At 65.9% G+C, this 23,063-nt stretch carries 22 protein-coding genes and 1 other RNA gene; 12 read left to right on the forward strand and 11 right to left on the reverse strand.

The genetic code is table 11. From position 1 onward, the window contains the following. The first annotated feature begins 67 nt into the window (after positions 1 to 67). The 5 genes from argB (at position 68) to dapE (ending at position 5,381) form a co-directional block, all read left to right on the forward strand. The gene (gene argB / locus QX070_RS03610) at positions 68 to 964 is read left to right on the forward strand and encodes an acetylglutamate kinase (RefSeq protein WP_012047096.1); all 897 of its coding nucleotides are present in this window, start codon (positions 68 to 70) and stop codon (positions 962 to 964) included. A 125-nt stretch (positions 965 to 1,089) separates the two neighbouring features. After that, positions 1,090 to 2,154, forward strand: coding sequence for a DUF1036 domain-containing protein (locus tag QX070_RS03615; RefSeq protein WP_315734925.1), 1,065 nt, complete (start codon positions 1,090 to 1,092; stop codon positions 2,152 to 2,154). Between the two features lie 220 nt (positions 2,155 to 2,374). Then, on the forward strand, positions 2,375 to 3,067 hold the full coding sequence (locus tag QX070_RS03620) for a pyrimidine 5'-nucleotidase (RefSeq protein ID WP_315734927.1): 693 nt from the start codon (positions 2,375 to 2,377) through the stop codon (positions 3,065 to 3,067). A 254-nt stretch (positions 3,068 to 3,321) separates the two neighbouring features. Continuing rightward, a complete protein-coding gene (gene dapD / locus QX070_RS03625; RefSeq protein WP_315734929.1) occupies positions 3,322 to 4,167 on the forward strand; it encodes a 2,3,4,5-tetrahydropyridine-2,6-dicarboxylate N-succinyltransferase in 846 nt (281 codons plus the stop codon). Between the two features lie 59 nt (positions 4,168 to 4,226). Further along, positions 4,227 to 5,381: a succinyl-diaminopimelate desuccinylase gene (dapE, locus tag QX070_RS03630; protein WP_315734931.1), complete on the forward strand. Its 1,155-nt coding sequence runs from the start codon at positions 4,227 to 4,229 to the stop codon at positions 5,379 to 5,381. Between the two features lie 19 nt (positions 5,382 to 5,400). Here the strand turns inward: dapE and QX070_RS03635 are convergent, their stop codons facing one another. The 4 genes from QX070_RS03635 to def all read right to left on the reverse strand — a co-directional run bounded on the left by QX070_RS03635 (position 5,401) and on the right by def (position 10,072). Further along, a complete protein-coding gene (locus QX070_RS03635) occupies positions 5,401 to 7,458 on the reverse strand; it encodes a methyl-accepting chemotaxis protein (RefSeq protein WP_315734933.1) in 2,058 nt (685 codons plus the stop codon). A gap of 154 nt (positions 7,459 to 7,612) precedes the next feature. Next, on the reverse strand, positions 7,613 to 8,350 hold the full coding sequence (truA, locus tag QX070_RS03640; protein WP_315734935.1) for a tRNA pseudouridine(38-40) synthase TruA: 738 nt from the start codon (positions 8,348 to 8,350) through the stop codon (positions 7,613 to 7,615). 117 nt (positions 8,351 to 8,467) lie between these two features. Continuing rightward, positions 8,468 to 9,403 carry a methionyl-tRNA formyltransferase gene (gene fmt, locus QX070_RS03645; protein WP_315734937.1) on the reverse strand — a complete coding sequence of 312 codons (936 nt, stop codon included), beginning with the start codon at positions 9,401 to 9,403 and terminating at the stop codon, positions 8,468 to 8,470. A 141-nt stretch (positions 9,404 to 9,544) separates the two neighbouring features. Then, positions 9,545 to 10,072, reverse strand: coding sequence for a peptide deformylase (def, locus tag QX070_RS03650; protein ID WP_315734940.1), 528 nt, complete (start codon positions 10,070 to 10,072; stop codon positions 9,545 to 9,547). Between the two features lie 169 nt (positions 10,073 to 10,241). Here def and QX070_RS03655 point away from each other — a divergent pair, with 169 nt between their 5' ends. After that, the gene (locus QX070_RS03655) at positions 10,242 to 11,474 is read left to right on the forward strand and encodes a DNA recombination protein RmuC (RefSeq protein WP_315734942.1); all 1,233 of its coding nucleotides are present in this window, start codon (positions 10,242 to 10,244) and stop codon (positions 11,472 to 11,474) included. Positions 11,475 to 11,517: 43 nt separating this feature from the next. Further along, positions 11,518 to 12,903, forward strand: coding sequence for an AmpG family muropeptide MFS transporter (locus tag QX070_RS03660; protein WP_315734944.1), 1,386 nt, complete (start codon positions 11,518 to 11,520; stop codon positions 12,901 to 12,903). 204 nt (positions 12,904 to 13,107) lie between these two features. Here the strand turns inward: QX070_RS03660 and QX070_RS03665 are convergent, their stop codons facing one another. The 5 genes from QX070_RS03665 to ffs form a co-directional block, all read right to left on the reverse strand. Then, positions 13,108 to 13,533 (reverse strand): hypothetical protein, encoded by a 426-nt coding sequence (locus tag QX070_RS03665; RefSeq protein WP_315734946.1) that lies wholly within the window; start codon positions 13,531 to 13,533, stop codon positions 13,108 to 13,110. Positions 13,534 to 13,553: 20 nt separating this feature from the next. Continuing rightward, positions 13,554 to 14,153: a recombination mediator RecR gene (recR, locus tag QX070_RS03670; RefSeq protein WP_008964175.1), complete on the reverse strand. Its 600-nt coding sequence runs from the start codon at positions 14,151 to 14,153 to the stop codon at positions 13,554 to 13,556. Positions 14,154 to 14,178: 25 nt separating this feature from the next. Next, entirely contained in the window at positions 14,179 to 14,499 is a 321-nt protein-coding gene (locus QX070_RS03675; RefSeq protein WP_315715348.1) for a YbaB/EbfC family nucleoid-associated protein, read from the reverse strand. Positions 14,500 to 14,602: 103 nt separating this feature from the next. Continuing rightward, positions 14,603 to 16,441 carry a DNA polymerase III subunit gamma/tau gene (locus tag QX070_RS03680; protein WP_315734950.1) on the reverse strand — a complete coding sequence of 613 codons (1,839 nt, stop codon included), beginning with the start codon at positions 16,439 to 16,441 and terminating at the stop codon, positions 14,603 to 14,605. Positions 16,442 to 16,573: 132 nt separating this feature from the next. Next, positions 16,574 to 16,670, reverse strand: an RNA gene (gene ffs, locus QX070_RS03685) — signal recognition particle sRNA small type. A 145-nt stretch (positions 16,671 to 16,815) separates the two neighbouring features. Between ffs and QX070_RS03690 the strand changes: the two genes are divergently transcribed. The 5 genes from QX070_RS03690 to QX070_RS03710 all read left to right on the forward strand — a co-directional run bounded on the left by QX070_RS03690 (position 16,816) and on the right by QX070_RS03710 (position 20,743). Next, on the forward strand, positions 16,816 to 17,235 hold the full coding sequence (locus tag QX070_RS03690) for an HIT family protein (protein ID WP_315734951.1): 420 nt from the start codon (positions 16,816 to 16,818) through the stop codon (positions 17,233 to 17,235). 3 nt (positions 17,236 to 17,238) lie between these two features. Next, positions 17,239 to 18,183, forward strand: a complete 945-nt coding sequence (nudC, locus tag QX070_RS03695) for an NAD(+) diphosphatase (RefSeq protein WP_315734953.1) — start codon at positions 17,239 to 17,241, stop codon at positions 18,181 to 18,183. Between the two features lie 130 nt (positions 18,184 to 18,313). Beyond that, the gene (locus tag QX070_RS03700; protein ID WP_315715344.1) at positions 18,314 to 18,814 is read left to right on the forward strand and encodes an Lrp/AsnC family transcriptional regulator; all 501 of its coding nucleotides are present in this window, start codon (positions 18,314 to 18,316) and stop codon (positions 18,812 to 18,814) included. Between the two features lie 112 nt (positions 18,815 to 18,926). Further along, positions 18,927 to 19,256: a hypothetical protein gene (locus QX070_RS03705; RefSeq protein ID WP_315735709.1), complete on the forward strand. Its 330-nt coding sequence runs from the start codon at positions 18,927 to 18,929 to the stop codon at positions 19,254 to 19,256. A 20-nt stretch (positions 19,257 to 19,276) separates the two neighbouring features. After that, on the forward strand, positions 19,277 to 20,743 hold the full coding sequence (locus QX070_RS03710; RefSeq protein ID WP_315734955.1) for a methyl-accepting chemotaxis protein: 1,467 nt from the start codon (positions 19,277 to 19,279) through the stop codon (positions 20,741 to 20,743). A gap of 63 nt (positions 20,744 to 20,806) precedes the next feature. Here QX070_RS03710 and QX070_RS03715 read toward each other — a convergent pair whose 3' ends face one another. Continuing rightward, positions 20,807 to 22,306, reverse strand: coding sequence for a phosphomannomutase/phosphoglucomutase (locus QX070_RS03715; protein ID WP_315734957.1), 1,500 nt, complete (start codon positions 22,304 to 22,306; stop codon positions 20,807 to 20,809). A 224-nt stretch (positions 22,307 to 22,530) separates the two neighbouring features. After that, complete coding sequence (locus tag QX070_RS03720; protein ID WP_315735711.1) at positions 22,531 to 23,031, reverse strand: TIGR02281 family clan AA aspartic protease; 501 nt, start codon at positions 23,029 to 23,031, stop codon at positions 22,531 to 22,533. Positions 23,032 to 23,063: the final 32 nt, after the last annotated feature.

The raw sequence follows: 23,063 nt of genomic DNA on the forward strand, positions 1-23,063 counted from the left end.
TTTGCGCCGCGGGCGGCAATCGGCTAGAACGCGGCGCGACGCCCCCGACAGCCGAGACCTCCCAGACATGACCGACGCGACCACCATCAGCCCGCTCGATCAGGCCCGCATCCTGTCCGAAGCGCTCCCGCACATGCAGGAGTATGACGACGAGACCATCGTCATCAAATATGGCGGCCACGCCATGGGTGACGAGGACACCGCGAAAGCGTTCGCGCGCGACATCGTGCTGCTCGAGCAGACCGCCATCAATCCGGTGGTGGTGCACGGCGGCGGACCGCAGATCGCGACCATGCTCAAGCGCCTCGGCATCGTCTCCGAATTCGCCGCCGGCCTGCGCATCACCGATGCCGCAACCATCGAGATCGTCGAGATGGTGCTGGCCGGCTCCATCAACAAGCAGCTGGTCGGCTACATCAACGAGGCCGGCGGCAAGGCCGTCGGGCTGTGCGGCAAGGACGGCAACATGGTGCGCGCGGTCAAGGCGACCCGCACCATGGTCGATCCCGACAGTCACATCGAGAAGGTGGTCGATCTCGGCTTCGTCGGCGAGCCGGACAAGGTCGATCTGACGCTGCTGAATCAGCTGATCGGCTACGAGCTGATCCCGATCCTCGCGCCGCTGGCGACCTCGAAGGAAGGCCAGACCTTCAACGTGAATGCCGATACGTTCGCCGGGGCTGTGGCCGGTGCGCTGAAGGCCAAGCGCCTCTTGCTGCTCACCGACGTGCCCGGCGTGCTCGACAAGTCGAAGAAGCTGATCCCGGAATTGTCGGTGAAGGACGCGCGCAAGCTGATCGCCGATGGCACCATCTCCGGCGGCATGATCCCGAAGGTCGAGACCTGCATCTACGCACTCGAGCAGGGCGTGCAGGGCGTCGTCATCCTGGACGGCAAGGTGCAGCACGCCGTGCTGCTCGAGCTGTTCACCAACCAAGGCACGGGCACACTGATTCATAAGTGATGGACACGGTCGCCACGCAGTCAGGACTCGTCGTACCCGGGCTTGACCCGCCTGCGCGGCCGAAGCCGCTTCGGCGCGGCGAAGGCCCGGGCTTCCACGATTTCCTTTCCGGTGGTTGCAAAGACGTGGATGGCCGGGTCAAGCCCGGCCATGACGCTACGGAAATATCCGCGGATAAAACGTCCACCAAAACTCGCATCGCTCTCGCTCTATCCGCTTTACTTCTTCCTCTCCTCACCACCATCACCCCCGCCCTCGCCGACCTCAAGCTATGCAACCGCATGAGCTATGTCGTCGAGGCCGCGATCGGCATCGACGAGAAAGCAGCGACCGCGACGCGCGGCTGGTTCCGGCTCGATCCGGCGACCTGCCGTGTGGTGCTGCAGGGGACCATGACCGCCGACCGCATCCTGCTGCATGCGCGCGCGTTGAGCCTCTACGGCGCTTCGCCGCTCGCCGAGAATGGCAACGACCAGCTATGCGTGGCGCCGGACAATTTCGTCATCGCAGCCGCCCGCCAGTGCCGCACCGGGCAGACGCCGGCAGCGTTCACGCAGGTGACACCGAGCAAGACCGACGACGGCACCCTGATCGCCTACCTCGCCGAGAGCGCCGAATATGACGACGAGCAGGCGCGGCTCGCCGGCATCCAGCGGCTGCTCGGCATCGCCGGCTATGACGCCTCGCCGATCGACGGCGTCGAGGGGCCGAAGACGCAAGCGGCGCTCGCTGCGTTCCTGAAAAGCCGCGGGCTTGGGTCCGATGTCGTGTCGCAGCCGACGTTCTTTGCCACGATGGTGGACGCCGTGCAGACGCCCTCACCCACCGGGCTGACCTGGTGCAACGACACACCGCACAAGGTGATGGCGGCGGTGGCGACGGACGACGGCCGCACCGTGGTCAGCCGCGGCTGGTACCGGATCGATGCCGGCAAATGCCTGCATCCGGACATCACCGGACAGCCGAAGAAGGTCTACAGCTTCGCCGAAGCGGTCGACGATGAGAACCGCACCATCAAAGTGAAGAACAAGCCGCTGAACTGGGGCGGGCTGGTGCAGCTCTGCACCCGCGAGAACAAGTTCGAGACATCCGAGCAGGGCGACTGTCCGAGCCGCGGCTTCACCGCCACCGGCTTCACCGCCGTCGACATCACCCGCGGCGGCAAGACGCTGCGATTTGCACTGCCTTGATAGGCATATCGATGTTGCCCACGTTGCCACCACACCCACAGCTGTCATCCCGGCGAACGCCGGGATCCATAACCACCGGCCGAGGTTTGGGCCATCGGCATCAGCCATCATGCCGCAAGATAGCTTCCGCGGTATGGGTCCCGGCGTTCGCCGGAACGACAGCGGAATATGCCGCCCTAGCCGGGCATGATGACCGAAGGCAGGATGGACCGACGCCCACATGACAGAATCCCCCCGCGCCTTCGATCACGTCGACACCTGGGTGTTCGATCTCGACAACACGCTATATCCGCATCACGTCAATCTGTGGCAGCAGGTCGATGCGCGGATCGGCGAGTTCGTCTCCAACTGGCTCAAGGTCGACGCGGATGAGGCGCGCCGGATCCAGAAGGACTACTACCGCCGCTATGGCACGACGATGCGCGGCATGATGACCGAGCACGGCGTACACGCCGACGACTTCCTGGCCTATGTGCACAAGATCGACCACTCGCCGCTGGAGCCGAATCCGGCGATGGGCGCGGCGATCGAGAAGCTGCCCGGACGCAAGCTGATCCTGACCAACGGCTCGGTCGACCATGTCGATGCCGTGCTGGCGCGGCTCGACATTGCCGGGCATTTCCATGGCGTGTTCGACATCATCGCGGCCGAGCTGACGCCGAAGCCGGCGCGCGAGACCTACGACAAATTCCTCAAGCTGCATGCCGTCGATCCGACACGGGCGGCGATGTTCGAGGACCTTTCCCGCAACCTCGTGGTGCCGCACGACCTCGGCATGACCACGGTGCTCGTGGTGCCGGACGGCACCAAGGAGGTGGTGCGCGAGGACTGGGAGCTGGCGGGTCGCGACGACCCGCATGTCGATCATGTCACGGACGATCTGACCGGATTCTTGCAGCGGCTGGCGGGGTGAAACCCGCCACGCATTGAACTGTCATTCCGGGGCGATGCGATGCATCGAACCCGGAATCTCGAGATTTCGGGTCTGGTCCTTCGGACCATCCCGGAATGACGGAGCGCGATAAGCTGCACCTCCCGCGCGGACGGCCACGCCACCGATGCGTCCTTGACTCTCCGGGTCCAAATCCCGAAAAAGCCGCCCTGCCCACCATGCTCGTACACGGCCGTCCCCGGCTTTCTGCCCAGGGACCAAGCGAGGATCGACCGATGTCACTGTCCGCCCTGGAATCCACCATCAACAGCGCCTTCGATGCCCGTGACGGCGTCTCGACCACGACCAAGGGCGAGGTCCGCGACGCCGTGGAGAGCGCGCTGGAGCTGCTCGACAAGGGCGAGGCGCGCGTCGCCGAGCGCGGATCGGACGGCAAGTGGAGCGTCAACCAGTGGCTCAAGAAGGCCGTGCTGCTGTCGTTCCGCCTCAACGACATGAGCGTGATCCCAGGCGGCCCTGGCCAGGCGTCGTGGTGGGACAAGGTGCCGTCGAAGTTCGAAGGCTGGGGCGAGAACCGTTTTCGCGATGCCGGCTTCCGCGCCGTGCCCGGCGCGATCGTGCGCCGCTCGGCCTACATCGCTAAGAACGTCGTGCTGATGCCGTCCTTCGTCAATCTCGGCGCCTATGTCGACGAAGCCACCATGGTCGACACCTGGTCGACGGTCGGCTCCTGCGCCCAGATCGGCAAGCGTGTGCACATCTCCGGCGGCGTCGGCATCGGCGGCGTGCTGGAGCCGCTGCAGGCCGGTCCTGTGATCATCGAGGATGACTGTTTCATCGGCGCGCGATCGGAGGTTGCCGAGGGCGTGGTCGTGCGCAAGGGTGCGGTGCTGTCGATGGGCGTGTTCCTGGGCGCGTCGACCAAGATCGTCGACCGCGAGACCGGCGAGGTGTTCGTCGGCGAGGTGCCGGAATACGCCGTCGTTGTGCCGGGCGCACTGCCGGGCAAGCCGATGAAGAACGGCCAGATCGGCCCCTCCACCGCCTGCGCCGTCATCGTCAAGCGGGTCGACGAGCGCACCCGCTCCAAGACCTCGATCAACGAGCTCTTGCGCGACTGATCGTCCGCGCTCGGGCGGCCGCACTAGCCGCCGCCCGAGCGCCCATGTTAAGCGAGGGCATGACCGATGCCCTCGCCATCACCCGCGACCTGATCCGCTGTCCCTCAGTGACCCCCGCCGATGCCGGGGCGCTCGGCGTGCTCGAGGCCCTGCTGAAGCAGGCCGGCTTCACGACCCATCGCGTGACCTTCTCGGAAGCAGGCACGGCCGACATCGACAATCTCTACGCCCGTATCGGCACCGAGGGGCCGCACATCACCTTCGCCGGTCATACCGACGTTGTGCCCCCCGGCGACGAGGCGGCGTGGAGCCTGCCTGCATTCTCCGGCGAGGTGAAGGACGGCTACATCTATGGCCGCGGCGCCGTCGACATGAAGGGCGGCATCGCCTGCAGCGTTGCGGCCGTGCTCGACTATCTACGCGATCACGGCGGACAGCCAAAAGGCTCGATCTCGTTCCTGATCACTGGCGACGAAGAGGACGTCTCGGTCAACGGCACCATCAAGCTGCTGAAGTGGGCGGCCGAGCGCGGCGAGCGATTCGACCATTGCGTGCTCGGCGAGCCGTCCAATCAAGAGGTCATGGGCGACTGCATCAAGATCGGCCGCCGCGGCTCGCAGTCCGGCACCCTGATCGTCGAGGGCAAGCAGGGCCACGTCGCCTATCCGCACCGTGCCTCCAACCCGGTGCCGGACATCTCGCGCCTGATCGTCGCACTGTCGGACGAGCCGCTCGATCATGGCAGCGCGCAGTTCCAGCCGTCGAATCTCGAATTCACCACCGTCGATGTCGGCAACACCGCAACCAACGTCATCCCGGGCCTGGCGCGGGCGAAGTTCAACATCCGCTACAATGACTGCCATACGCAGGAGACGCTGCGCGCGCTGGTGGAAGAGCGGCTCGCCAAGGCCTGTGGCAACCGCATCCGCGCCCACATCGACTGGCTGCCGTCGAACTCCAACGTGTTCCTGACCAAGCCCGGACCGTTCACCGACCTCGCCGTCGCCGCGATCGAGAGCGTGACGGGGCGCAAGCCGGAGCTGTCGACCACCGGCGGCACCTCGGACGCGCGCTTCATATCGAGCTACTGCCCGGTGATCGAGTTCGGCCTGGTCGGCCAGACCATGCACCAGATCGACGAGCGCGCCTCGGTCGCCGACATCGCGACCCTGACGAAGATCTATCGCGGCATTCTCGAAAGATATTTCGCCTGAGCGGCCCGCCTGATCCTGATCAGGCGGCCTTCACCTCCGCCAGGAACTGATCGACCTCGCGACGCAGGTCGGTGGCCTGGCCGGCAAGGCTCGCCGCGGAGTCGAGCAGCGAGCGCGCCGATCCGCGGGTGTCCGCGGCGGCCGCGCTGACCAGCGCGATCGACGACGAGACGTCGTTGGTGCCGCTCGCGGTCTGCTGCACACTGCGGGCGATCTCGCGGGTCGTGGCGCTCTGCTCGGCCACCGCGCTCGCCACCGCACCGGTGACGCCGCTGATGGTGTTGACGACGGCGGCGATCTTCTCGATCGCGGCCACCGTGCTGCCGGTCTCGTTCTGGATCGCGGCGATCTGGCTTTCGATCTCCTCGGTGGCCTTGCTGGTCTGGGATGCGAGACTCTTCACCTCTGACGCGACCACGGCAAACCCCTTGCCCGCCTCACCCGCACGCGCGGATTCGATCGTGGCGTTGAGCGCGAGCAGATTGGTCTGCGAGGCGATGGCGCGGATCAGTTGCACGACGTCGCCGATGCGGGTGGCGCTGCCGGCGAGCGTGCGCACCTTGTCGGTGGTGTCGAGCGCCTGGCTGGTCGCGTTCGAGGATTCCGACGCGGCTTCCGCGATCTGTCGGGTGATCTCCTTCATCGACGCGTCGAGCTCCTCGGAGGCAGCCGCCACCGTATTGACGCCAGAGGTCGCCTGCGCCGCCGCTTCGGCCACGGCGGTGGCACGGGACGCGGTGGTGCTGGCCGAGCCGTCGAGCGTCTCGGCCGATTGCTTCAGGCCGCTCGCGGCATCGCTCAGCCGACCGCACAGCGTGTCGATGACCTCGCCGAACCGCCGGGTGAGCGCCTCGATCTTCTGCCGGCGCGCATCGCGCCGCGCCTCGGCATCGGCGCCCTGCAGCGACAGCCGGTCGGCCTCCGCCGACTTCTCCTGCAGAACGCCGATGGCGTTGGCGAGCGTGCCGATTTCGTCGGTCCGATCGCCATATCCGATCTCGACGCTGCGCTCGCCACCGGCGATCCGACGGATCATTTCGGTCAGATTCGACAGCGGCTTGATCACGCGGGCATTGAACCAGACCGTTCCCAGTGCGGCGGCCGCGACGTTGATCAGCAACAGGACCAGCGCCAGGGCAAAACGGGTCTGCGACTCGGCAATCGCGACCTCGCTCTGGCTCAGCGCCTCGGCGAGGGCTGCATCCCGCAGCGGCAGGATCGTATCGAGGATCGGGAATACGGACCGCAGGAACTGGTCGGGATCGAGCTCGAGCACCTTGCCCCGGTTCGGCGCCACCTGCGACGAATAGAACTCGCCGCCGCGGGCCCAATAGCCATTCTCGACCTCGGTCAGGGCCGCGAAGATCGGCTTCTGGTTGATCTCTGCGGCAGCGAGCTTGGCCGTCGTCCAGATGCGCTCGATGCGTCCCTTGAACGTCGCGAGCGCCTCGGCCGGTTCACCCGCCATCGGCTGCTTGGTCGCGATCATGCGAACGAACGTCGTCGTGGCGCGACCGGCCCAGTCGCGCAAATCCCAGCCGATCACGGCAAGACGCGCGGCCTGGCCGACCGCTGGATTGGCCGCATTGATCCGGCGCACGATCACGTCGACATGGCTGCCGGTCGTTTCCTGGATCGTGAACATCTGCGGCACGTAATCACGGACGATTGCTTCGGATCGCGCCGCCTTGGCCTGCGCGACGGCATCGAGAGCGGCCCCGCGCGTCGCACGCAATTTCTGCTGGATCGAGTCCAGCGCGGCGGTGTCTTCACTCAGCAGCGCCAGGCTGCGCGCCTTGGCGAAGGCGTCGTCAGAGCCTTGAAGTATCTTCTGCAGCGCGGCCAGCTCGTCCGAGTTCGCCGGATTCGGCGACGCCAGGCGTGGATTGACCATGGCGCGCTCGAGGTTCAGCTTTTCCGGCAGCCGCAGCATGGCGGCCAGCAGCTGCGTATCACGGCCTGCCGTCCTCGCGGCCTGCAGCGAGGTCAGCTGCTGCCAGGCGAACAACATGGTTGCGAGCAGGCCGATGACGGCCCCGAGCAGCAAAGAGAGCAGGAAGACTTGACGAATGCGCACGATCGACCTCGCTGGACAGCAGCCTGAGGTCCGGATAGCAGCGAGGGCTTCAATTTGGAGTTAATGAATCCTGTCCCTTACTCCCGAAACGACTACTCATTAGGATAATCATTGGCAGCTAATAGCGATTCGCGGGTTCCACTGCAGAACGATCTCAATAGTCGACTTTCACGAGATAGAGGCCTTCCGGCGGCGCGACGACGCCACAGGCGGCGCGATTGCGCGCGGCGAGCGCGGCAGCGAGATCATCGGCGCTCCAGCGGCCCTGCCCGACCCACACCAGCGAGCCAACCATCGAGCGCACCTGGCTGTGCAGATAGGAGCGTGCGGAGGTGAGGATGGTGATGGCATCGCCGTCCCTGACGACGTCGAGCTGATCGAGCGTCTTCTCCGGCGATTTTGCCTGACATTCCGTGTCGCGGAAAGTCGTGAAATCATGCTTGCCGATCAGCCGCTGGGCCGCCGCGTGCATCGCGTCCGAGTCGAGCCGCTGCGGCACGCGCCAGACGCGGCCGACCTCGAGCGCGAGATTGGAGCGGCGGTTGACGATGCGATAGCGATAGTGCCGCCTGCGGGCGGAGAAGCGTGCTTCGAAGGTGTCGGGAACGATCTCGGCGTCGAGCACCGCGATCGGGTTGGGCCGCAGATGCGCGTTGAGCGCGTCGCGCAATTTGTCGGGCCGGAATTCTTTCTCAACGTCGCAATGCGCGACCTGACCGGTGGCGTGGACGCCGGCATCGGTGCGCCCCGAGCCATGCACCCGGGTCGGCACGCCACAGGTCGCCTGCACCGCCGCTTCGAGCGCGCCCTGCACCGACGGCAAGGTCGCCTGCAGTTGCCAGCCGCAGTACGGCGCGCCGTCATATTCGATGGTGAGCTTGTAGCGGGGCATCTGACCCGATCGAGTTTTGCCGTCATTGCCGGGCTCGACCCGGCAATCCATCCCTGGACGAAGCTTGTTCTTGAGATGGATGCGCGGGTCAAGCCCGCGCATGACGAGATGAGGTGGTCAGCCGAAACGCAGGCCCGGCGCGATACGGGTGCCGCGCAGGAAATCCGCGGCCTTCATGGGACCCTTGCCGGCGCGCTGTAGCTCGGTGACGCGGATGGCGCCGTCGGCGCAGGCGATGGTGAGCTGCTCGTCAAGAACGGCGCCCGGCTCGCCCCCGCCGTCGGCAAGCGCGCAGCGCAGGATCTTCAAGCGGACCGCTTCGCCATCAAGCGTGAACTCACTCCAGGCGCCAGGAAATGGCGACAGGCCGTGGATGTGCCGCAGCACCGCGTGGGCCGGCTTCGTCCAGTCGATCCGCGCCTCGGCCTTCTCGATCTTGGCGGCGTAGGTGACGCCTTCCTCTGCCTGCTTCGTCAGCGTCAGCCCGCCGCGCTCTAGCGCCGCCATCGCGCGCACCATGAGATCGGCGCCGATCCGCGACAGGCGGTCGTGCAGATCGGACGCCGTCATCGCGTCGGTGATCGCAAGGCGCTCGGCCATCGCGACATCGCCGGTGTCGAGCCCGACATCCATCTTCATCACCATGACGCCGGACTCGGCATCACCCGCCATGATCGCGCGGTTGATAGGCGCGGCACCGCGCCAGCGCGGCAGCAGGGAAGCGTGGAGATTGTAGCAGCCGAGCTTGGGCGCATCGAGAATGGCTTGGGGAAGGATCATGCCGTAGGCGACGACCACGGCCGCATCGGCCTGATGAGCCTGAAACTCGGCCAAGGCCTCCTCGGTCTTCAGCGTCTTCGGCGTGAACACGGCAATGCCGAGCCGGCGCGCCTCGGTCTCGACCGGCGTCGGCTGCAGCGCGAGGCCGCGGCGGCCGCCGGGTTTCGGCGCGCGCGTATAGACCGCCGCGATCTCGTGGCCGTGGCCGGCGAGTTCGAGCAGGGTCGGCACGGCGAAATCCGGCGTGCCCATGAAGATCAGGCGAAGCGGCATCTGGTGGAAGATCCTGCATTGCCGAATCCTCCGCGTCATGGCCGGGCTTGTCCCGGCCATCCACGTCGAGCTGCCTGTAACGCGCGGCGAGACGTGGATGCCCGGGTCAAGCCCGGGCATGACGGAGGAGAGAGTTGATCGTTACTCGCTGGCGCGCTTGGCGGCCTTGGTGAACTTCTTCATCACGCGGTCGCGCTTCAGCTTCGACAGATAGTCGATGAACAGCACGCCGTTGAGATGATCGATCTCATGCTGGATGCAGGTGGCGTAGAGCCCCTCGGCATCCTCCTCGCGGACCACCCCGTCGAGATCGATGAACCGCACGCGCACGCGCGCCGGCCGCTCGACCTCCTCGTAATATTCGGGGATCGACAGGCAGCCTTCCTCGTAGACCGACAGCTCGTCCGACTTGGCGACGATCTCCGGATTGATGAAGACGCGCGGCTCGCGCTTGCCTTCCCCGTTCACGTCGGGCTTGGCCAGATCCATGGTGATGACGCGCAGCGGCTGCGCGACCTGGATCGCTGCGAGCCCGATGCCCGGCGCGTCATACATGGTCTGGAACATGTCGTCGACCAGCTGCCGGATCTCCAGCGTGACCTTCTCGACCGGCTTGGACACCAGCCGCAACTGCCGGTCCGGCAGGATGATGATTTCTCTTAGGGACATGGCGCGCGATTTAAGCCGCGGAACCGGCGGGGTCAATGTGATGGCTCGCGGTTAAGACTTCACTAACCATGAATTTCAACGTTTCGTTAACCATGATTCTTAACGTGCCCTTAACCATAATTGTTCTCTCTTCGTTCGCGAGCTTGCGCGAATCGGATAGACGGGGGTGATGACCGTCAGCCAATCCCTCAATCCTGTCGTCGTCATCATCGGCGACCTGCCCATCAGGGCGAGCGATGCGCTGATCGGATTCGGCGTACTGGTGCTGCTGCTGCTCGTGATCATCGTGGCCGCCGTGGCCCGCTCCGGACGGCGCGGCGCGGAGCTCGCCGCCCAGCAGGCGATGCGGGCTGACGAGCTCGAACAACGGTTCGGCGAGATGATCCGCGTCCAGAGCGAGGCCTCCGGCCGGGTCGACGCGATGGCCCAGCTGCTCGCCGGCCGTCAGGTGGACCTGGCCCGCAGCGTGAACGAACGGCTCGATGCGGTCACCCACCGCGTCGGACAGTCGATGGAGCAGAGCACGCGCCACACAATGGATAGTCTGCGCGTGCTGCACGAGCGCCTCGGCATCATCGACAACGCCCACCGTGATCTCAGCGAGCTGACGACGCAAGTGACGACCTTGCGCGACGTCCTCGCCAACAAACAGTCGCGCGGCGCCTTCGGCCAGGCGCGCATGGAGGCGATCGTCCAGGACGGGCTTCCGAAGGGCAGCTACGCGTTTCAGCACACGCTCGCCAGCGGCAAGCGGCCCGACTGCGTCGTGTTCCTGCCCGATTCGCGACCGCTGTGCATCGACGCCAAGTTTCCGCTGGAAGCCGTGACCGCACTGCACGACGCCGTGACCGAGGAGGAGAAGCGCGCCGCGGCGCAGCGGCTGCGCACCGACGTGCTCCGCCACGTCAATGACATTGCCGAGAAGTACCTCGTGGTCGGCGAGACGCAGGACACGGCGCTGATGTTCGTGCCGTCGGAATCGGTCTATGCCGAGATCCATGACGGCTTCGATGACGTGATCCAGCGAGCCTATCGCGCGCGCGTCGTGCTGGTGTCGCCATCGCTGCTGATGCTCGCGATCCAGGTCATGCAGCAGATCATGAAGGATGCGCGCATCCGCGACGCCGCCGACCAGATCCGCAACGAGGTGATCCATCTCGGCGACGATCTCGGCCGCCTGCGCGAGCGCGTGCTCAAACTGCAGAAGCATTTCGGCGATGTCGGCGAGGACATCCGCCAGATCCTCATTTCCGCCGACAAGATCGAGAAGCGCGCCGCCCGCATCGAGGAGCTCGATTTCAGCAAGCAGGATTCGCCGGTGGACTCACCACGCATCGCGCCGGTTACCGGCACGACGCCGGATCTGTTTCCGCTGGCGGGACGCGTGCAGGTGGGGGAGTGATGGTGGCGTCGCGAAGGCCGTTCAAATCTGCTACCACCCGCCCATGACCGCACCTGACGCCGCTTCCGAGATCCCTGCTGCCGCTCCAAGCCCCGGCGCCGCCAAACCCGCCCCCACCTGGCGCGAGAGCATGGCCGTCTACTTGCAGCCGCGCGTGCTCGTGGTGCTGTTCCTCGGCTTCTCGTCGGGCCTGCCGCTGGCGTTGTCCGGCTCGACGCTTCAGATCTGGATGCGTGAGCTCGGCGTCGATCTCGGCACGATCGGGCTGTTCGCCCTCGTCGGGACGCCGTACACGCTGAAATTCCTTTGGGCGCCGCTGGTGGACGCGCTGCACGTGCCGCTGCTAACGCGCGCGTTCGGACGGCGGCGCGGCTGGCTGGTGTTCGCACAGCTGCTCTTGATCGGCGCCATCCTGCTGCTGGCGCTCACTGATCCGGCACATGCGCCGTTCATGGTGGCGCTGGCCGCGCTGCTGGTCGCCGCGATGTCGGCGACCCAGGACATCGTGGTCGATGCCTTCCGCGTCGAGAGCCTGCCGGAGAGCGAGCAGGCCGCGGGCATGGCGGCGTATGTCGCCGCCTATCGCATCGGCATGCTGGTCTCGACCGCCGGCGCGCTGGTGGTAGTAAGTGCGTTCGAAACCAGCGGACTGTCGCGGCCATCGTCCTGGATGTGGGGCTATGTCGCGATGGCCGGACTGGTGCTGATCGGCACGATCACGGCCCTCGCGGCGACCGAGCCGGCACAGTCGCAGCAGGCGGAGGCCGCGATGGGCGCCGACACCGCGCTCACCCGCGTGATGCATGCGGCTGCCGGAGCCTTCGTCGAGTTCCTCGGCCGACGTGATGCGCTCACGGCGCTCGCCTTCGTCGTGCTGTTCAAGTTCACCGACGCCTTCTCCGGCACGATGACCGCGCCGTTCGTGATCGATCTCGGCTTCAGCAAGGTCGACTACGCCGCGATCGTGAAAGGCGTCGGCCTCGCCGCCACGCTCGCCGGCGGCTTTGCCGGCGGTTTCGTCGCGCGGCGCTATTCGCTCGCGACGAGTCTCTGGATCGGCGGCGTGGTGCAGGCGATGGCGAACCTCTCGTTCTCCTGGCTTGCGATCGTCGGAGTCAATCAATGGGCACTGGCGCTGGCGATCTCGGCGGAAAACTTCACCAGCGCGGTCGGCACCGTGATCTTCGTCGCCTATCTCTCCGCGCTGTGTCAGAACCCGCTGCACACCGCCACCCAATATGCACTGCTGACCGCGCTCGCCGCGGTCGGGCGCACCTATTTGTCGTCAGGCGCCGGCTACGTGGCGAAGGCGACCGGCTGGCCGCTGTTCTTCGTGATCTGCGTGCTGGTCGCGATCCCGAGCCTCGTGCTGCTCGCCTGGCTGCAGCGGCGCGGACATTTCGACCAGTTGGGGCCAGTGAAGGTGTAGCTGCCGCCTTACATTCAACCGTCGTCGCCAGCCACCGGGTGTCGTCTTCGACGAGCCCGATGACAGGCTCCGACGGGTGACCCAGTATTCCAGAGACCTCAGCCATCGAGCGAGCAGCCGCGGCGTACTGGATCGCCCGGTCGAGCCGAGCGACGACAGCGGAAAGCCAGGACGCCGCGTTAGCGTGGACGCCCCGATCAGGTCTCACCGCTTCACCAAGCTCCACTTGGTCACGACCGCCTCGCTCATCTGTCCCGCATCCTGGGCGCAGGCGATCTCGTCGACCTTGACCGCGATCTGCTTGCCGAGCAGACCCTTGAGCTGCGACGCCTGCGCCGTGTTCGCGGTGACGAGCTGGAACGTCTCCGGGCCGGTCTCCAGGTTGCACAGCCCGCTCGGCGGCGGCAGGCGGCGCGGCTCGCTCGTGATCTGATAGGCGGCGGACGGCTGGCCCGGCTTGGCGCCTTTGAGCTTGAGCGCGTTCAGCTCTCCCGACAGCACGTCACCGGCATTGAGCGGCTTGCCCGCCTTCTGCGGCGCCTCGCTTTGCTGCGCCAGCACTGACGGCGCCGAGAGCGCCGCCAGAATCGCGCCCAAAGCCAGCCGTTTGCCGAATCCGCGTTTCGTCATCATTCCACTTCCGTCTGTGCTTAGAACAAGGTCCGCTGCCGCATCGCGGCCGAAAGCGTGCCTTCGTCGAGATAATCGAGCTCGCCGCCGACCGGCACGCCATGTGCCAGCCGCGTGACCTTGACGTTCGCCTCCTGCAGGAGGTCGGTGATGTAGTGCGCGGTGGTCTGGCCGTCGACCGTCGCATTCAAAGCGAGGATGATCTCGGACACCTCGGGCGCATGCGCGCGCTGCACCAGCGCATCGATGGTGAGATCCTGCGGGCCGACGCCATCGAGCGGCGACAGCGTGCCGCCGAGCACGTGATAGCGGCCGTTGGAGGCCTTGGCGCGCTCCAGCGCCCAGAGGTCGGCGACGTCGGCGACGACGACGATCATCGCCGGATCTCGACGCGGATCGGTGCACACAGTGCACGGGCTTTGCGTATCGATATTGCCGCAGGTCTTGCAGACCTGGATGCGATCGATCGCGACCTGCAGCGCCGAGGCAAGCGGCACCATCAGCGCCTCGCGCTTCTTGATCAGATGCAGCGCGGCGCGCCGCGCCGAGCGCGGTCCGAGGCCGGGCAGGCGCGCAAGCAATTGGATCAGGCGTTCGATCTCGGGACCGGCGACGGCCATCAGTTCACGAATGTCATCAGGTCAACTAACCAAAACCGAAGCCTGGCGGCAGGCCGAGCTTGCCGGTGATGGCCTGCATCTTCTCCTGCATCGCGGCTTCAGCCTTGCGGCGCGCATCGCCATGCGCGGTGACCAGCAGGTCCTCCAGGATCTCGGCCTCCTCCGGCTTGAGCAGCGACGGATCGATCTTGATGCTCTTCACGTCCATTTTGGCGGTCATGCGCACGGCAACCAGACCGCCGCCCGAGATGCCCTCGACCTCGACGTTGCCGAGTTCCTCCTGCATCTCCTGCATCTTCGTCTGCAACTGCGCCGCCTGTTTCATCATGCCGAGAAAGTCAGCCATCGGAGCACCTCATCATCAGTCATCTTGTTGAGCATGATCTCCGCGCAAACGCCTTTGGCGTTTGTCGCGAGGAAAACCGGTTTCCACTTTTCCGGATCATGCTCTAGAAATCATCATCGTCGGACTCGTCGGGCGGCTCGACAGCACTGGCGTCCGATTCGGGCGGCTCGGGGGCGAGCCGGCGCACTTCGACCACCTTGGTGCCCGGGAACCGCGCCAGGATCTCCTGCACGCGCGGATCGGCCTCCGCCGCCGCCTCGCGCTCGCTCTTGGCGCGCAGATTCTGCTCGCGCAAGGTCGCCTGGCCCGGCTCGTTGGAAACGATCACCGTCCAGCGCCGGCCGGTCCAGTCCTCCAGCTTGCGCCCGAGGTCCGAGACAAGCGAGCGCTGCGCCGTCCGTTCCAGCGCGATCTCCAGCCGTCCCTCTTCGAAGCGGACCAGCCGCACGTCCATCTCGAGCGCGCTCTTGGTGATCAGGTCACGGTTCTTGCCGGCCAGCGCGACGAGTTCCTGAAAGCTCCCTATGCGCAGTGCGGGCTGGTCCTGTAATGCCGGCGACGGCTGCGATGACATCGCCTGCGGGCGCATCGAACCGCCGACCGCGGCGAGCGTCGGGCCTTGCGCCCGCGGCGCCTGCATTGGCGCCGACGTCATCACAGGCGGCGCCCCCGCGCTCATGCCGGATGCCGGCGCAGGACGCGCCCCGCCGCCGTTCGTGACGATCGGCGAGCCACCACCGCTCTGCTCGATCATACGAATGGCTTCGTCGGGCGTCGGCAGATCGGCCGCGTAGGCGATGCGCACCAGCACCATTTCCGCCGCTGCAGCCGGGCGCGTCGCGCCTTGCGTCTCCGCAATGCCCTTGAGCAGCATCTGCCACATCCGCGACAGCACCCGCATCGACAGCTTGGTGGCGAAGTCGCGCGCGCGCAGCCGCTCGGTCTCGCTGAAGGCGACGTTGTCGGCCGTCGCCGGCACGACCTTCACCCGGGTGACGAAGTTCACGAACTCGGCCAGATCCGACAGCACGACCACGGGGTCGGCGCCGACGTCATACTGCTCGCGGAATTCCTTGAAGGCGGCGGCAATGTCGCCGCTGGCGAGATGGTGGAACAGGTCGATCACGCGGGTGCGGTCGGCGAGGCCCAGCATCTGCCGGACATCATCGGCGCGCACCTCGCCGGCGCTGTGCGCGATCGCCTGATCGAGCAGCGACAACGAATCGCGCACCGAGCCTTCGGCGGCGCGCGCGATGATACCGAGCGCCTCGGGCTCGATCGTCACGCCTTCCATGGTCGCGATGCCCTGGAGATGCTTCATCAGCACCTCGGCCTCGACCCGGCGCAGATCGAAGCGCTGACAGCGCGACAGCACCGTGACCGGCACCTTGCGGATCTCGGTGGTGGCGAACACGAACTTGGCGTGCTCCGGCGGCTCCTCCAGCGTCTTCAGGAAGGCGTTGAACGCCGCCGTCGACAGCATGTGGACTTCGTCGATGATGTAGACCTTGTAGCGCGCGCTGGCCGGAGCATAGCGCACGCTGTCATTGATCTGGCGGACGTCGTCGACGCCGGTATGGGACGCCGCGTCCATCTCCAGGATGTCCATGTGCCGGCTTTCCATGATCGCCTGGCAATGGGTGCCGAGCACCGGCATGTGGATGGTCGGGCCCTTCACCGAGCCGTCGGGCAGCTCGTAATTCAGGGCGCGCGCGAGGATGCGGGCCGTCGTGGTTTTGCCGACGCCGCGGACGCCGGTCAGAATCCAGGCCTGCGGAATCCGGCCGGTCTCGAACGCGTTCGAGACCGTGCGCACCACGGCCTCCTGGCCGATCAGATCTGCGAAGCTGGAGGGGCGGTATTTGCGCGCCAGCACCCGGTAGGGCTTGGCGGGAGCGTCGGCGCTGTCAGGCGGAACAGGTGGGGCGCCAGCGTCGGTCATCGAGCGATCCGCAAGTGAGTATTCCAGGCCGGCATCGATCGCGGGTCGTCGACGCAATCAGCCGGAGCGCGGTCGAGCGCCCGCCCTGCGCGGGGTCCCCGCCATCTTTGCGCGATTCGCTCGAGAAAACAGGTAGGAGACTGACGAGCGACCCGATCCGGACCTCGTTAGGGCTGCTTCCTTCCGGACCTGACCCGGTTGGCGAGTGGCTCGTCCACCGCCAATCTCCCGCTGCCTATTTGGGGCCAAACGGTCCGGAAAGCAAGCGCGAGCTTCGCCAGGGCGACCCACCGCCCCGCGGGCTTGTGCCGCAGCTCGGAAAGGCTTTAGGTGCCGTCGAATTCCCCGCCAGACCGTCCGCCAGGAACCGCCGCATGCCCGAATCAGCCTGGTCGCTGCATCCGCAACTTGCGAAGGATACGATCGACATTGGCGACCTGCCGCTGTCCCGCGTGCTGGTGATCAAGGACGCGAACTATCCTTGGCTGCTGGTGGTGCCGCGCCGCGAGGGCGCGGTCGAGATCATCGATCTCGACGAGGTCGCGCAGGCGCAGCTGATGACCGAGATCACGCGGGTGTCGCGCGCGCTCAAGGAGATCACCAAATGCGACAAACTCAACGTCGCCGCGCTCGGCAACATGGTGCCGCAGTTGCACGTCCACATCATCGCGCGACGCACAAGTGACGTGGCCTGGCCGCGACCGGTGTGGGGCGCCGCGCCGCCCGTGCCTCACGATGCGCAGGAGGTGCAGCAGTTCATCAGCGCTGTCAGGCGCAAGATCTGGTTAGGGTAAGAGATGTCGCCATTCGACTTGTTTCCGCTCGGAAAGCCGGCCTTCGTCAGCCATCCAATCGATCGCGCCGCCCATCTGCGCTTCCATGATGACAAGCTGATCGCCTTCGAGAGCAATCCCTCGACGCGCGCCTATGTCGTGCACCGCGATTCGCTGGTGCTGAAGCGCGACGGCGACCAACTGCGCGCGCTGCTGTCGATCGACGAGGCGCTGAAGTTCGGCGCCAATCCGGGAACGATCTTCCTCGGGCTGCAGGACGGCGCGGCCGTGTTCGGCATGGGCATCTCGCCGGCCGCCGTCGAAAAGCTCGCCGGGCGCGACGATGTGTCGGTCGCCGAGCTGCGCGGGATGGCGATGCAGGGTGCGCCCCCGGTCGACCAGCTGGCGACGATCGCGATGGCGAAATCCCTGGTGTCCTGGCATCAGCGTCACGGCTTCTGCGCCAATTGCGGCGCCAAGACCGCGATGCGCGAGGGCGGCTGGAAGCGCGAATGCCCGAGCTGCAAGACCGAGCATTTCCCGCGCACCGATCCGGTCGTGATCTCGCTGGTCGCTTCCGGCGACAAGTGCCTGCTCGGGCGGCAGAAGCAGTTTCCGGCCGGCATGTATTCCTGCCTCGCCGGCTTCGTCGAGGCGGCCGAGACGATCGAGGACGCCGTCCGGCGCGAGGTGTTCGAAGAATCCGGCATTCGCTGCACCGACGTGACTTACTACATGACCCAGCCCTGGCCCTACCCGTCGTCGCTGATGATCGGCTGCAGCGCCCGGGCGCTCAACGAAGACATCGTCATCGACCGTAACGAGCTCGAGGACGTGCGCTGGTTCAGCCGCGACGAGGCCCGGCAGATGCTGGTGCGGCAGCATCCGGATGGCTTGGCGGGACCGCATCCGTTCGCCATTGCTCATCATCTGGTCGGTCGCTGGCTGAAAGAGAACGACGAGCGGTAGCAGGAAACCAGCCCATCCCTCCGCGGAAACGGCCAGACCCGTCCGCAAAGGGCTGAACGGCCGATCCTTGCCTTGGAACGATTTTCTCTATATGAGGGTTTTATAGCCTTCATATGGAACAAGTTTCTCCATGACCGATGTCGCCGCCCAGGGCTCCGAGGCCAATCGCCGGCTCGATGCCATCGACCGCAAGATTCTGATGGTCCTGCAGGAGGACGCTTCGCTGTCCGTAGCCGAGATCGGCGACCGGGTCGGACTGTCGTCGACACCGTGCTGGAAGCGCATCCAGCGGCTGGAGGCCGATGGCGTGATCCTGCGCCGGGTGGCCCTGGTCGATCAGAACAAGATCGGGCTCGGCATCTCCGTGTTCGTGTCGGTGGAGAGCGCCGACCATTCCGAGGCCTGGCTGCGCAAATTCGCCGAAGCGGTCAGCTCGATGCCGGAGGTGATGGAGTTCTACCGGATGGCCGGCGACGTCGACTACATGCTGCGCGTCGTCGTTGCGGACATGCAGAGCTACGATGTCTTCTACAAGAAGCTGATCAGCGCGGTGCCCCTCAAGAACGTCACCTCGCGCTTCGCCATGGAGAAGATCAAGTCGGTCACGGCGCTGCCGGTGCCGCCGGTCTGAGCCGAGCATTCCGGGCCGCTTGGACGTTGCAGCGCCAGCGTCCCGGACCTCAGTCGTCATCCCTAACGAACGTTTACCGGAAGTTATTTCCATCCCTCTATTCTTGGATGCGATGACGTCCGGTGCAACCATACCTCAGTCTTCGCGCGCCTGGCTCAATGCCACGGCGCTCCTGATCGCGAGCTTTGTCGCGGTTGCTGCGCTGTCACTCCAGGTGCGCATGGGGAGCGAAATCGTGGCCGTCGCTTTCCCACCTTGGTGGAGCGCGCAACAGGCGATGCTCGCTGCGGCCTCGGCTGACGCCGCTCTCGTGCGCACGACAACCGTTTCATCGCTGCTGGTCGTCCGTCCCGGCGAACACGACGGCTTGGCGCGGCTGCGCGAGGCCGGAGCCTGGCTCGTCATCGATCCGCAGGCGGTCTCCGCCTGCTTTGCAAAATGATCTCTTTGGGGGAATAGGAAATGACCGTCGAGACCAGCGATCTGGCAACCCTCCGGCACACGACCAGCAAGCTTCTGCTGGCGGTGCTCTGGGTTCACGTTCCGCTCTCCCTCATCATCGGGCTGTCGCGCGGCGACTGGTTGATGCCGACCATGCTCATGGTCGTCATGGCAGTGGTGGCAACCCTTTCCTGGCGCAGCGCTGGCGACACTTTGTCGACCCAGCTCACCGTCGCAGTCGCCGTCATGGGCGGCGTATCCGTGCTCGTCTACCAGATGTCCGGACATGCCTGGCAGATCGACATGCACATGTATTTCTTCGCGGCGCTGGCCTGTCTGGTCGCATATTGCGACTACCGGCCGATCCTGGCCGGCACCGTCGCCGTCGCGCTTCACCATCTGGTCCTGAACTTCGTCTTTCCTGCAGCGATCTACCCGGGCGGCGCTGATTTCGGCCGCGTTGTGCTGCATGCGGTCATCCTGCTGATCGAGGCCGGCGTTCTCATCGCCCTGGCGCTCAAGCTGACGCAGTTGTTCGAAACCAGCGCGCGCAAGACCGCGGAAGCCGAATCGGCGATCGCTGCCGAGGCGCGCGCCAACGCCGAGCGGTTCGAGGCCGAGCAACGCGTCAAGCAGCAGGCCGATCTTGCCCGGCGCGAGCTGGCAGAGGGCTTCGAGCGCAAGATCGGCGGCATCGTCGAGGCGGTGGCCGTCGCCGCAAACGAGATGCAGAGCCTGTCCTCGTCGATGAGCCGGAGCAGCGCCGAGTCCTCGCGCCAGACGTCGGCCGCGGCCGGCGCCTCGCAGCAGGCGTCGACCAATGTCGAGACGGTCGCTGCAGCAACGGAAGAGCTGACGGCGTCGATCAACAATATCTCACAGCAGGTGACGCGCTCGGCGGAGATCGCCGCGAAGGCGGCGGACGAAGCTCGCCGCACCAACACGGTGGTCGAGAGCCTGGCTGCCGGCACCCAGAAGATCGGCGAGGTGGTGACGCTGATCCAGACGATCGCCAGCCAGACCAACCTGCTGGCGCTGAATGCCACCATCGAGGCGGCGCGCGCTGGCGAGCACGGCAAGGGCTTTGCCGTCGTGGCAAGCGAGGTCAAGGCGCTCGCCAACCAGACCGCGAAGGCCACCGAGGAAATTTCCAGCCAGGTGCAGAGCATCCAGAGCGCCACGGGTGACGCCGTCAGCGCCATCCAGGCGATCGGGGGAACGATTGCCGAGATCGACGAAATCTCCAAGGAGATCGCCACCGCGGTCGAGCAGCAGGGCCTCGCCACCGGAGAAATTTCCGGCAACGTGCAGCAGGCGGCCGAAGGCACGCGGCTTGTCAGCCAAAGCATGGGCAGCGTGACCCGTGCCTCCGACGAGACCGGCAGCGCCGCCTCGCGCCTGCTGGAGTCCGCGAACGGACTCACCTCGCAATCGACCCGGCTCAAATCCGAGGTCGATCAGTTCCTGAGCTCCCTGAGGGCCGCTTGATCCCATCGAATAGGATGGGATCAGCGCGAGCATCGGCCCTAGCGGGACATCATCAACGCGGCCTCAGATCGTCTGGTTGTAGGCGCCGACTTCGGGATGCGTCCGCAGCACCTCGTTGACCGCCTCGAACATGTCGTGCATGCGCCGCTCGGACACCGGGCTTTCGACTACCACCACGAGCTCGGGCTTGTTGGATGACGCTCGCACCAGACCCCAGCTGCCGTCCTCGACCGTGACGCGGACCCCGTTGACGGTGACGAGATCGCGGATCGGCTGGCCCGCCACGTTGCCGCCCTGCTGCTGCAGCGCCTGGAAGTGCCTCACGACGGCGTCGGCGACGCCGTATTTGACCTCGTCGCCACAATGCGGCGACATGGTCGGCGACGACCAGGTCTTCGGCAGCGCGTCCTTCAGGTCGGCCATCGACTTGCCCGGCGCCCGATCGAGCATCTCGCAGATCGCGATCGCCGAGACCAGACCGTCGTCATAGCCGCGGCCGAACGGCTTGTTGAAGAAGAAGTGGCCCGATTTCTCGAAGCCGGCGAGCGCGCCGAGCTCGTTGGTGCGGCGCTTCATGTAGGAATGGCCGGTCTTCCAGTAGGCGGTCTTCGCGCCCTGCGCCTGCAGCACCGGATCGGTCATGAACAGGCCGGTCGATTTCACGTCGACGACGAACTGCGCATTCTTGTGGATCGCCGACATGTCGCGCGCCAGCATCACGCCGACCTTGTCGGCAAAAATCTCCTCGCCGGTGTTGTCGACCACGCCGCAGCGGTCGCCGTCGCCATCAAATCCGAGACCGACATCGGCCTCGTGCGCGAGCACGGCATCGCGGATGGCGTGCAGCATCTCCATGTCTTCGGGATTGGGATTGTATTTCGGGAAGGTGTGATCGAGCTCGGTGTCGAGCGGGATCACCTCGCAGCCGATCGCCTCCAGCACCTGCGGCGCGAACGCGCCCGCGGTGCCGTTGCCGCAGGCCGCGACCACCTTGAGCCTGCGCTTGAGCTTGGGTCGGCTGGTGAGGTCGGCGATGTAGCGCGCCGGATAATTCTCGTGAAATTGGTAGGAGCCGCCACCGCCGTTCTTGAACTCGGCGTTGAGCACGATCTCCTTCAGCCGGGTCATCTCCTCGGGCCCGAAGGTGAGCGGACGGTTGGCACCCATCTTCACGCCGGTCCAGCCGTTGTCATTGTGCGAGGCGGTCACCATGGCGACGCAGGGCACGTCGAGATCGAACTGCGCGAAATAGGCCATCGGCGTCACCGCGAGGCCGACATCATGCACCTTGCAGCCGGCGGCCATCAGGCCCGAAATCAGGGCGTATTTGATCGAGGCGGAATAGCCGCGGAAATCGTGCCCGGTCACGATCTCCTGCTTCACGCCGCGTTCGGCGATCAGCGCGCCCAGCCCCATGCCGAGCGCCTGCACCCCCATCAAATTGATCTCCTTGTTGAACAGCCAGCGCGCGTCATATTCGCGGAAGCCCGTCGGCTTCACCATTGGCTCGGATTCGAAGGCGTAGGTATTGGGAACCAGGACGGGCTTGGGTTTCGGAAACATCAGGAGACGGCCTCGGCAATATCACATCAATGGAAGAAGGCGTTCATGCTTAGCACGACGTCAGACAACAGTGTCAGAAGGCAGAGGAATGCAGGCAACAATCGGGCAGGACCGCTCGCGCAGGCCACCAGACGAACTATTCAATGACTGCGACTCGGGATCGGCCTGCCTGCCGGTATATGGGGGCCGGTGACGCGCGAAACAACATTCCGCTTCGGTGCAGCCTACTGCTCCAGCACCATCTGGCCGTTGGCGTAGGCGAAACGCTTCAGCTTGGACAGGAACGACAGGCCAAGCAGATTCTCCGACAGCGCCGTATCGGGCAGCACCAGGGCATCGACGTCACGCACGGTGAGCTCGCCGAGCTCGACCATCGCAAGCTTGGCCCGGGCGGCCTTCACGGTGCCGTTGGCCGTGGTCACGGTGGCGGTGTACTCGCCGCGCGCCGGACGCAGGCCGAAACGGGCGGCCGAGCTCTCGTTCAGCGCGACCATCGAGGCGCCGGTATCGACCATGAAGCTGATGCGCTGGCCGTCGATGCGGCCGTCGGCGCGGAAGTGACCGCGGCGGTCGGTCGGAATGCTCAGGCTGCGCTGGCCCGCGGCAGACGGCTCCGCCGTGGCAACCCGCACGGACGGTGTCGCGGATGCCGACGCGGGGGTCAGGCGATCGGCCAGTTGCGCCATGAAGGTGCCGAGACCGACGAGAACGGCCGCAAAGATCATTATGTTACGCATGACGCAAACGCCCGACTTTA

The sequence above is a fragment of the Bradyrhizobium sp. SZCCHNR1093 genome (assembly GCF_032381175.1).
Lineage (GTDB): Bacteria > Pseudomonadota > Alphaproteobacteria > Rhizobiales > Xanthobacteraceae > Bradyrhizobium.

Coding starts and splice junctions, on each gene's coding strand:
- argB (WP_012047096.1), top strand. CDS start 68: ATGACCGACGCGACCACCATCAGCCCGCTCGATCAGGCCCGCATCCTG.
- QX070_RS03620 (WP_315734927.1), top strand. CDS start 2,375: ATGACAGAATCCCCCCGCGCCTTCGATCACGTCGACACCTGGGTGTTC.
- dapD (WP_315734929.1), top strand. CDS start 3,322: ATGTCACTGTCCGCCCTGGAATCCACCATCAACAGCGCCTTCGATGCC.
- dapE (WP_315734931.1), top strand. CDS start 4,227: ATGACCGATGCCCTCGCCATCACCCGCGACCTGATCCGCTGTCCCTCA.
- truA (WP_315734935.1), bottom strand. CDS start 8,350: ATGCCCCGCTACAAGCTCACCATCGAATATGACGGCGCGCCGTACTGC.
- fmt (WP_315734937.1), bottom strand. CDS start 9,403: ATGCCGCTTCGCCTGATCTTCATGGGCACGCCGGATTTCGCCGTGCCG.
- def (WP_315734940.1), bottom strand. CDS start 10,072: ATGTCCCTAAGAGAAATCATCATCCTGCCGGACCGGCAGTTGCGGCTG.
- QX070_RS03655 (WP_315734942.1), top strand. CDS start 10,242: ATGACCGTCAGCCAATCCCTCAATCCTGTCGTCGTCATCATCGGCGAC.
- QX070_RS03660 (WP_315734944.1), top strand. CDS start 11,518: ATGACCGCACCTGACGCCGCTTCCGAGATCCCTGCTGCCGCTCCAAGC.
- QX070_RS03665 (WP_315734946.1), bottom strand. CDS start 13,533: ATGACGAAACGCGGATTCGGCAAACGGCTGGCTTTGGGCGCGATTCTG.
- recR (WP_008964175.1), bottom strand. CDS start 14,153: ATGGCCGTCGCCGGTCCCGAGATCGAACGCCTGATCCAATTGCTTGCG.
- QX070_RS03675 (WP_315715348.1), bottom strand. CDS start 14,499: ATGGCTGACTTTCTCGGCATGATGAAACAGGCGGCGCAGTTGCAGACG.
- QX070_RS03680 (WP_315734950.1), bottom strand. CDS start 16,441: ATGACCGACGCTGGCGCCCCACCTGTTCCGCCTGACAGCGCCGACGCT.
- QX070_RS03690 (WP_315734951.1), top strand. CDS start 16,816: ATGCCCGAATCAGCCTGGTCGCTGCATCCGCAACTTGCGAAGGATACG.
- nudC (WP_315734953.1), top strand. CDS start 17,239: ATGTCGCCATTCGACTTGTTTCCGCTCGGAAAGCCGGCCTTCGTCAGC.
- QX070_RS03700 (WP_315715344.1), top strand. CDS start 18,314: ATGACCGATGTCGCCGCCCAGGGCTCCGAGGCCAATCGCCGGCTCGAT.
- QX070_RS03705 (WP_315735709.1), top strand. CDS start 18,927: ATGACGTCCGGTGCAACCATACCTCAGTCTTCGCGCGCCTGGCTCAAT.
- QX070_RS03710 (WP_315734955.1), top strand. CDS start 19,277: ATGACCGTCGAGACCAGCGATCTGGCAACCCTCCGGCACACGACCAGC.
- QX070_RS03715 (WP_315734957.1), bottom strand. CDS start 22,306: ATGTTTCCGAAACCCAAGCCCGTCCTGGTTCCCAATACCTACGCCTTC.
- QX070_RS03720 (WP_315735711.1), bottom strand. CDS start 23,031: ATGATCTTTGCGGCCGTTCTCGTCGGTCTCGGCACCTTCATGGCGCAA.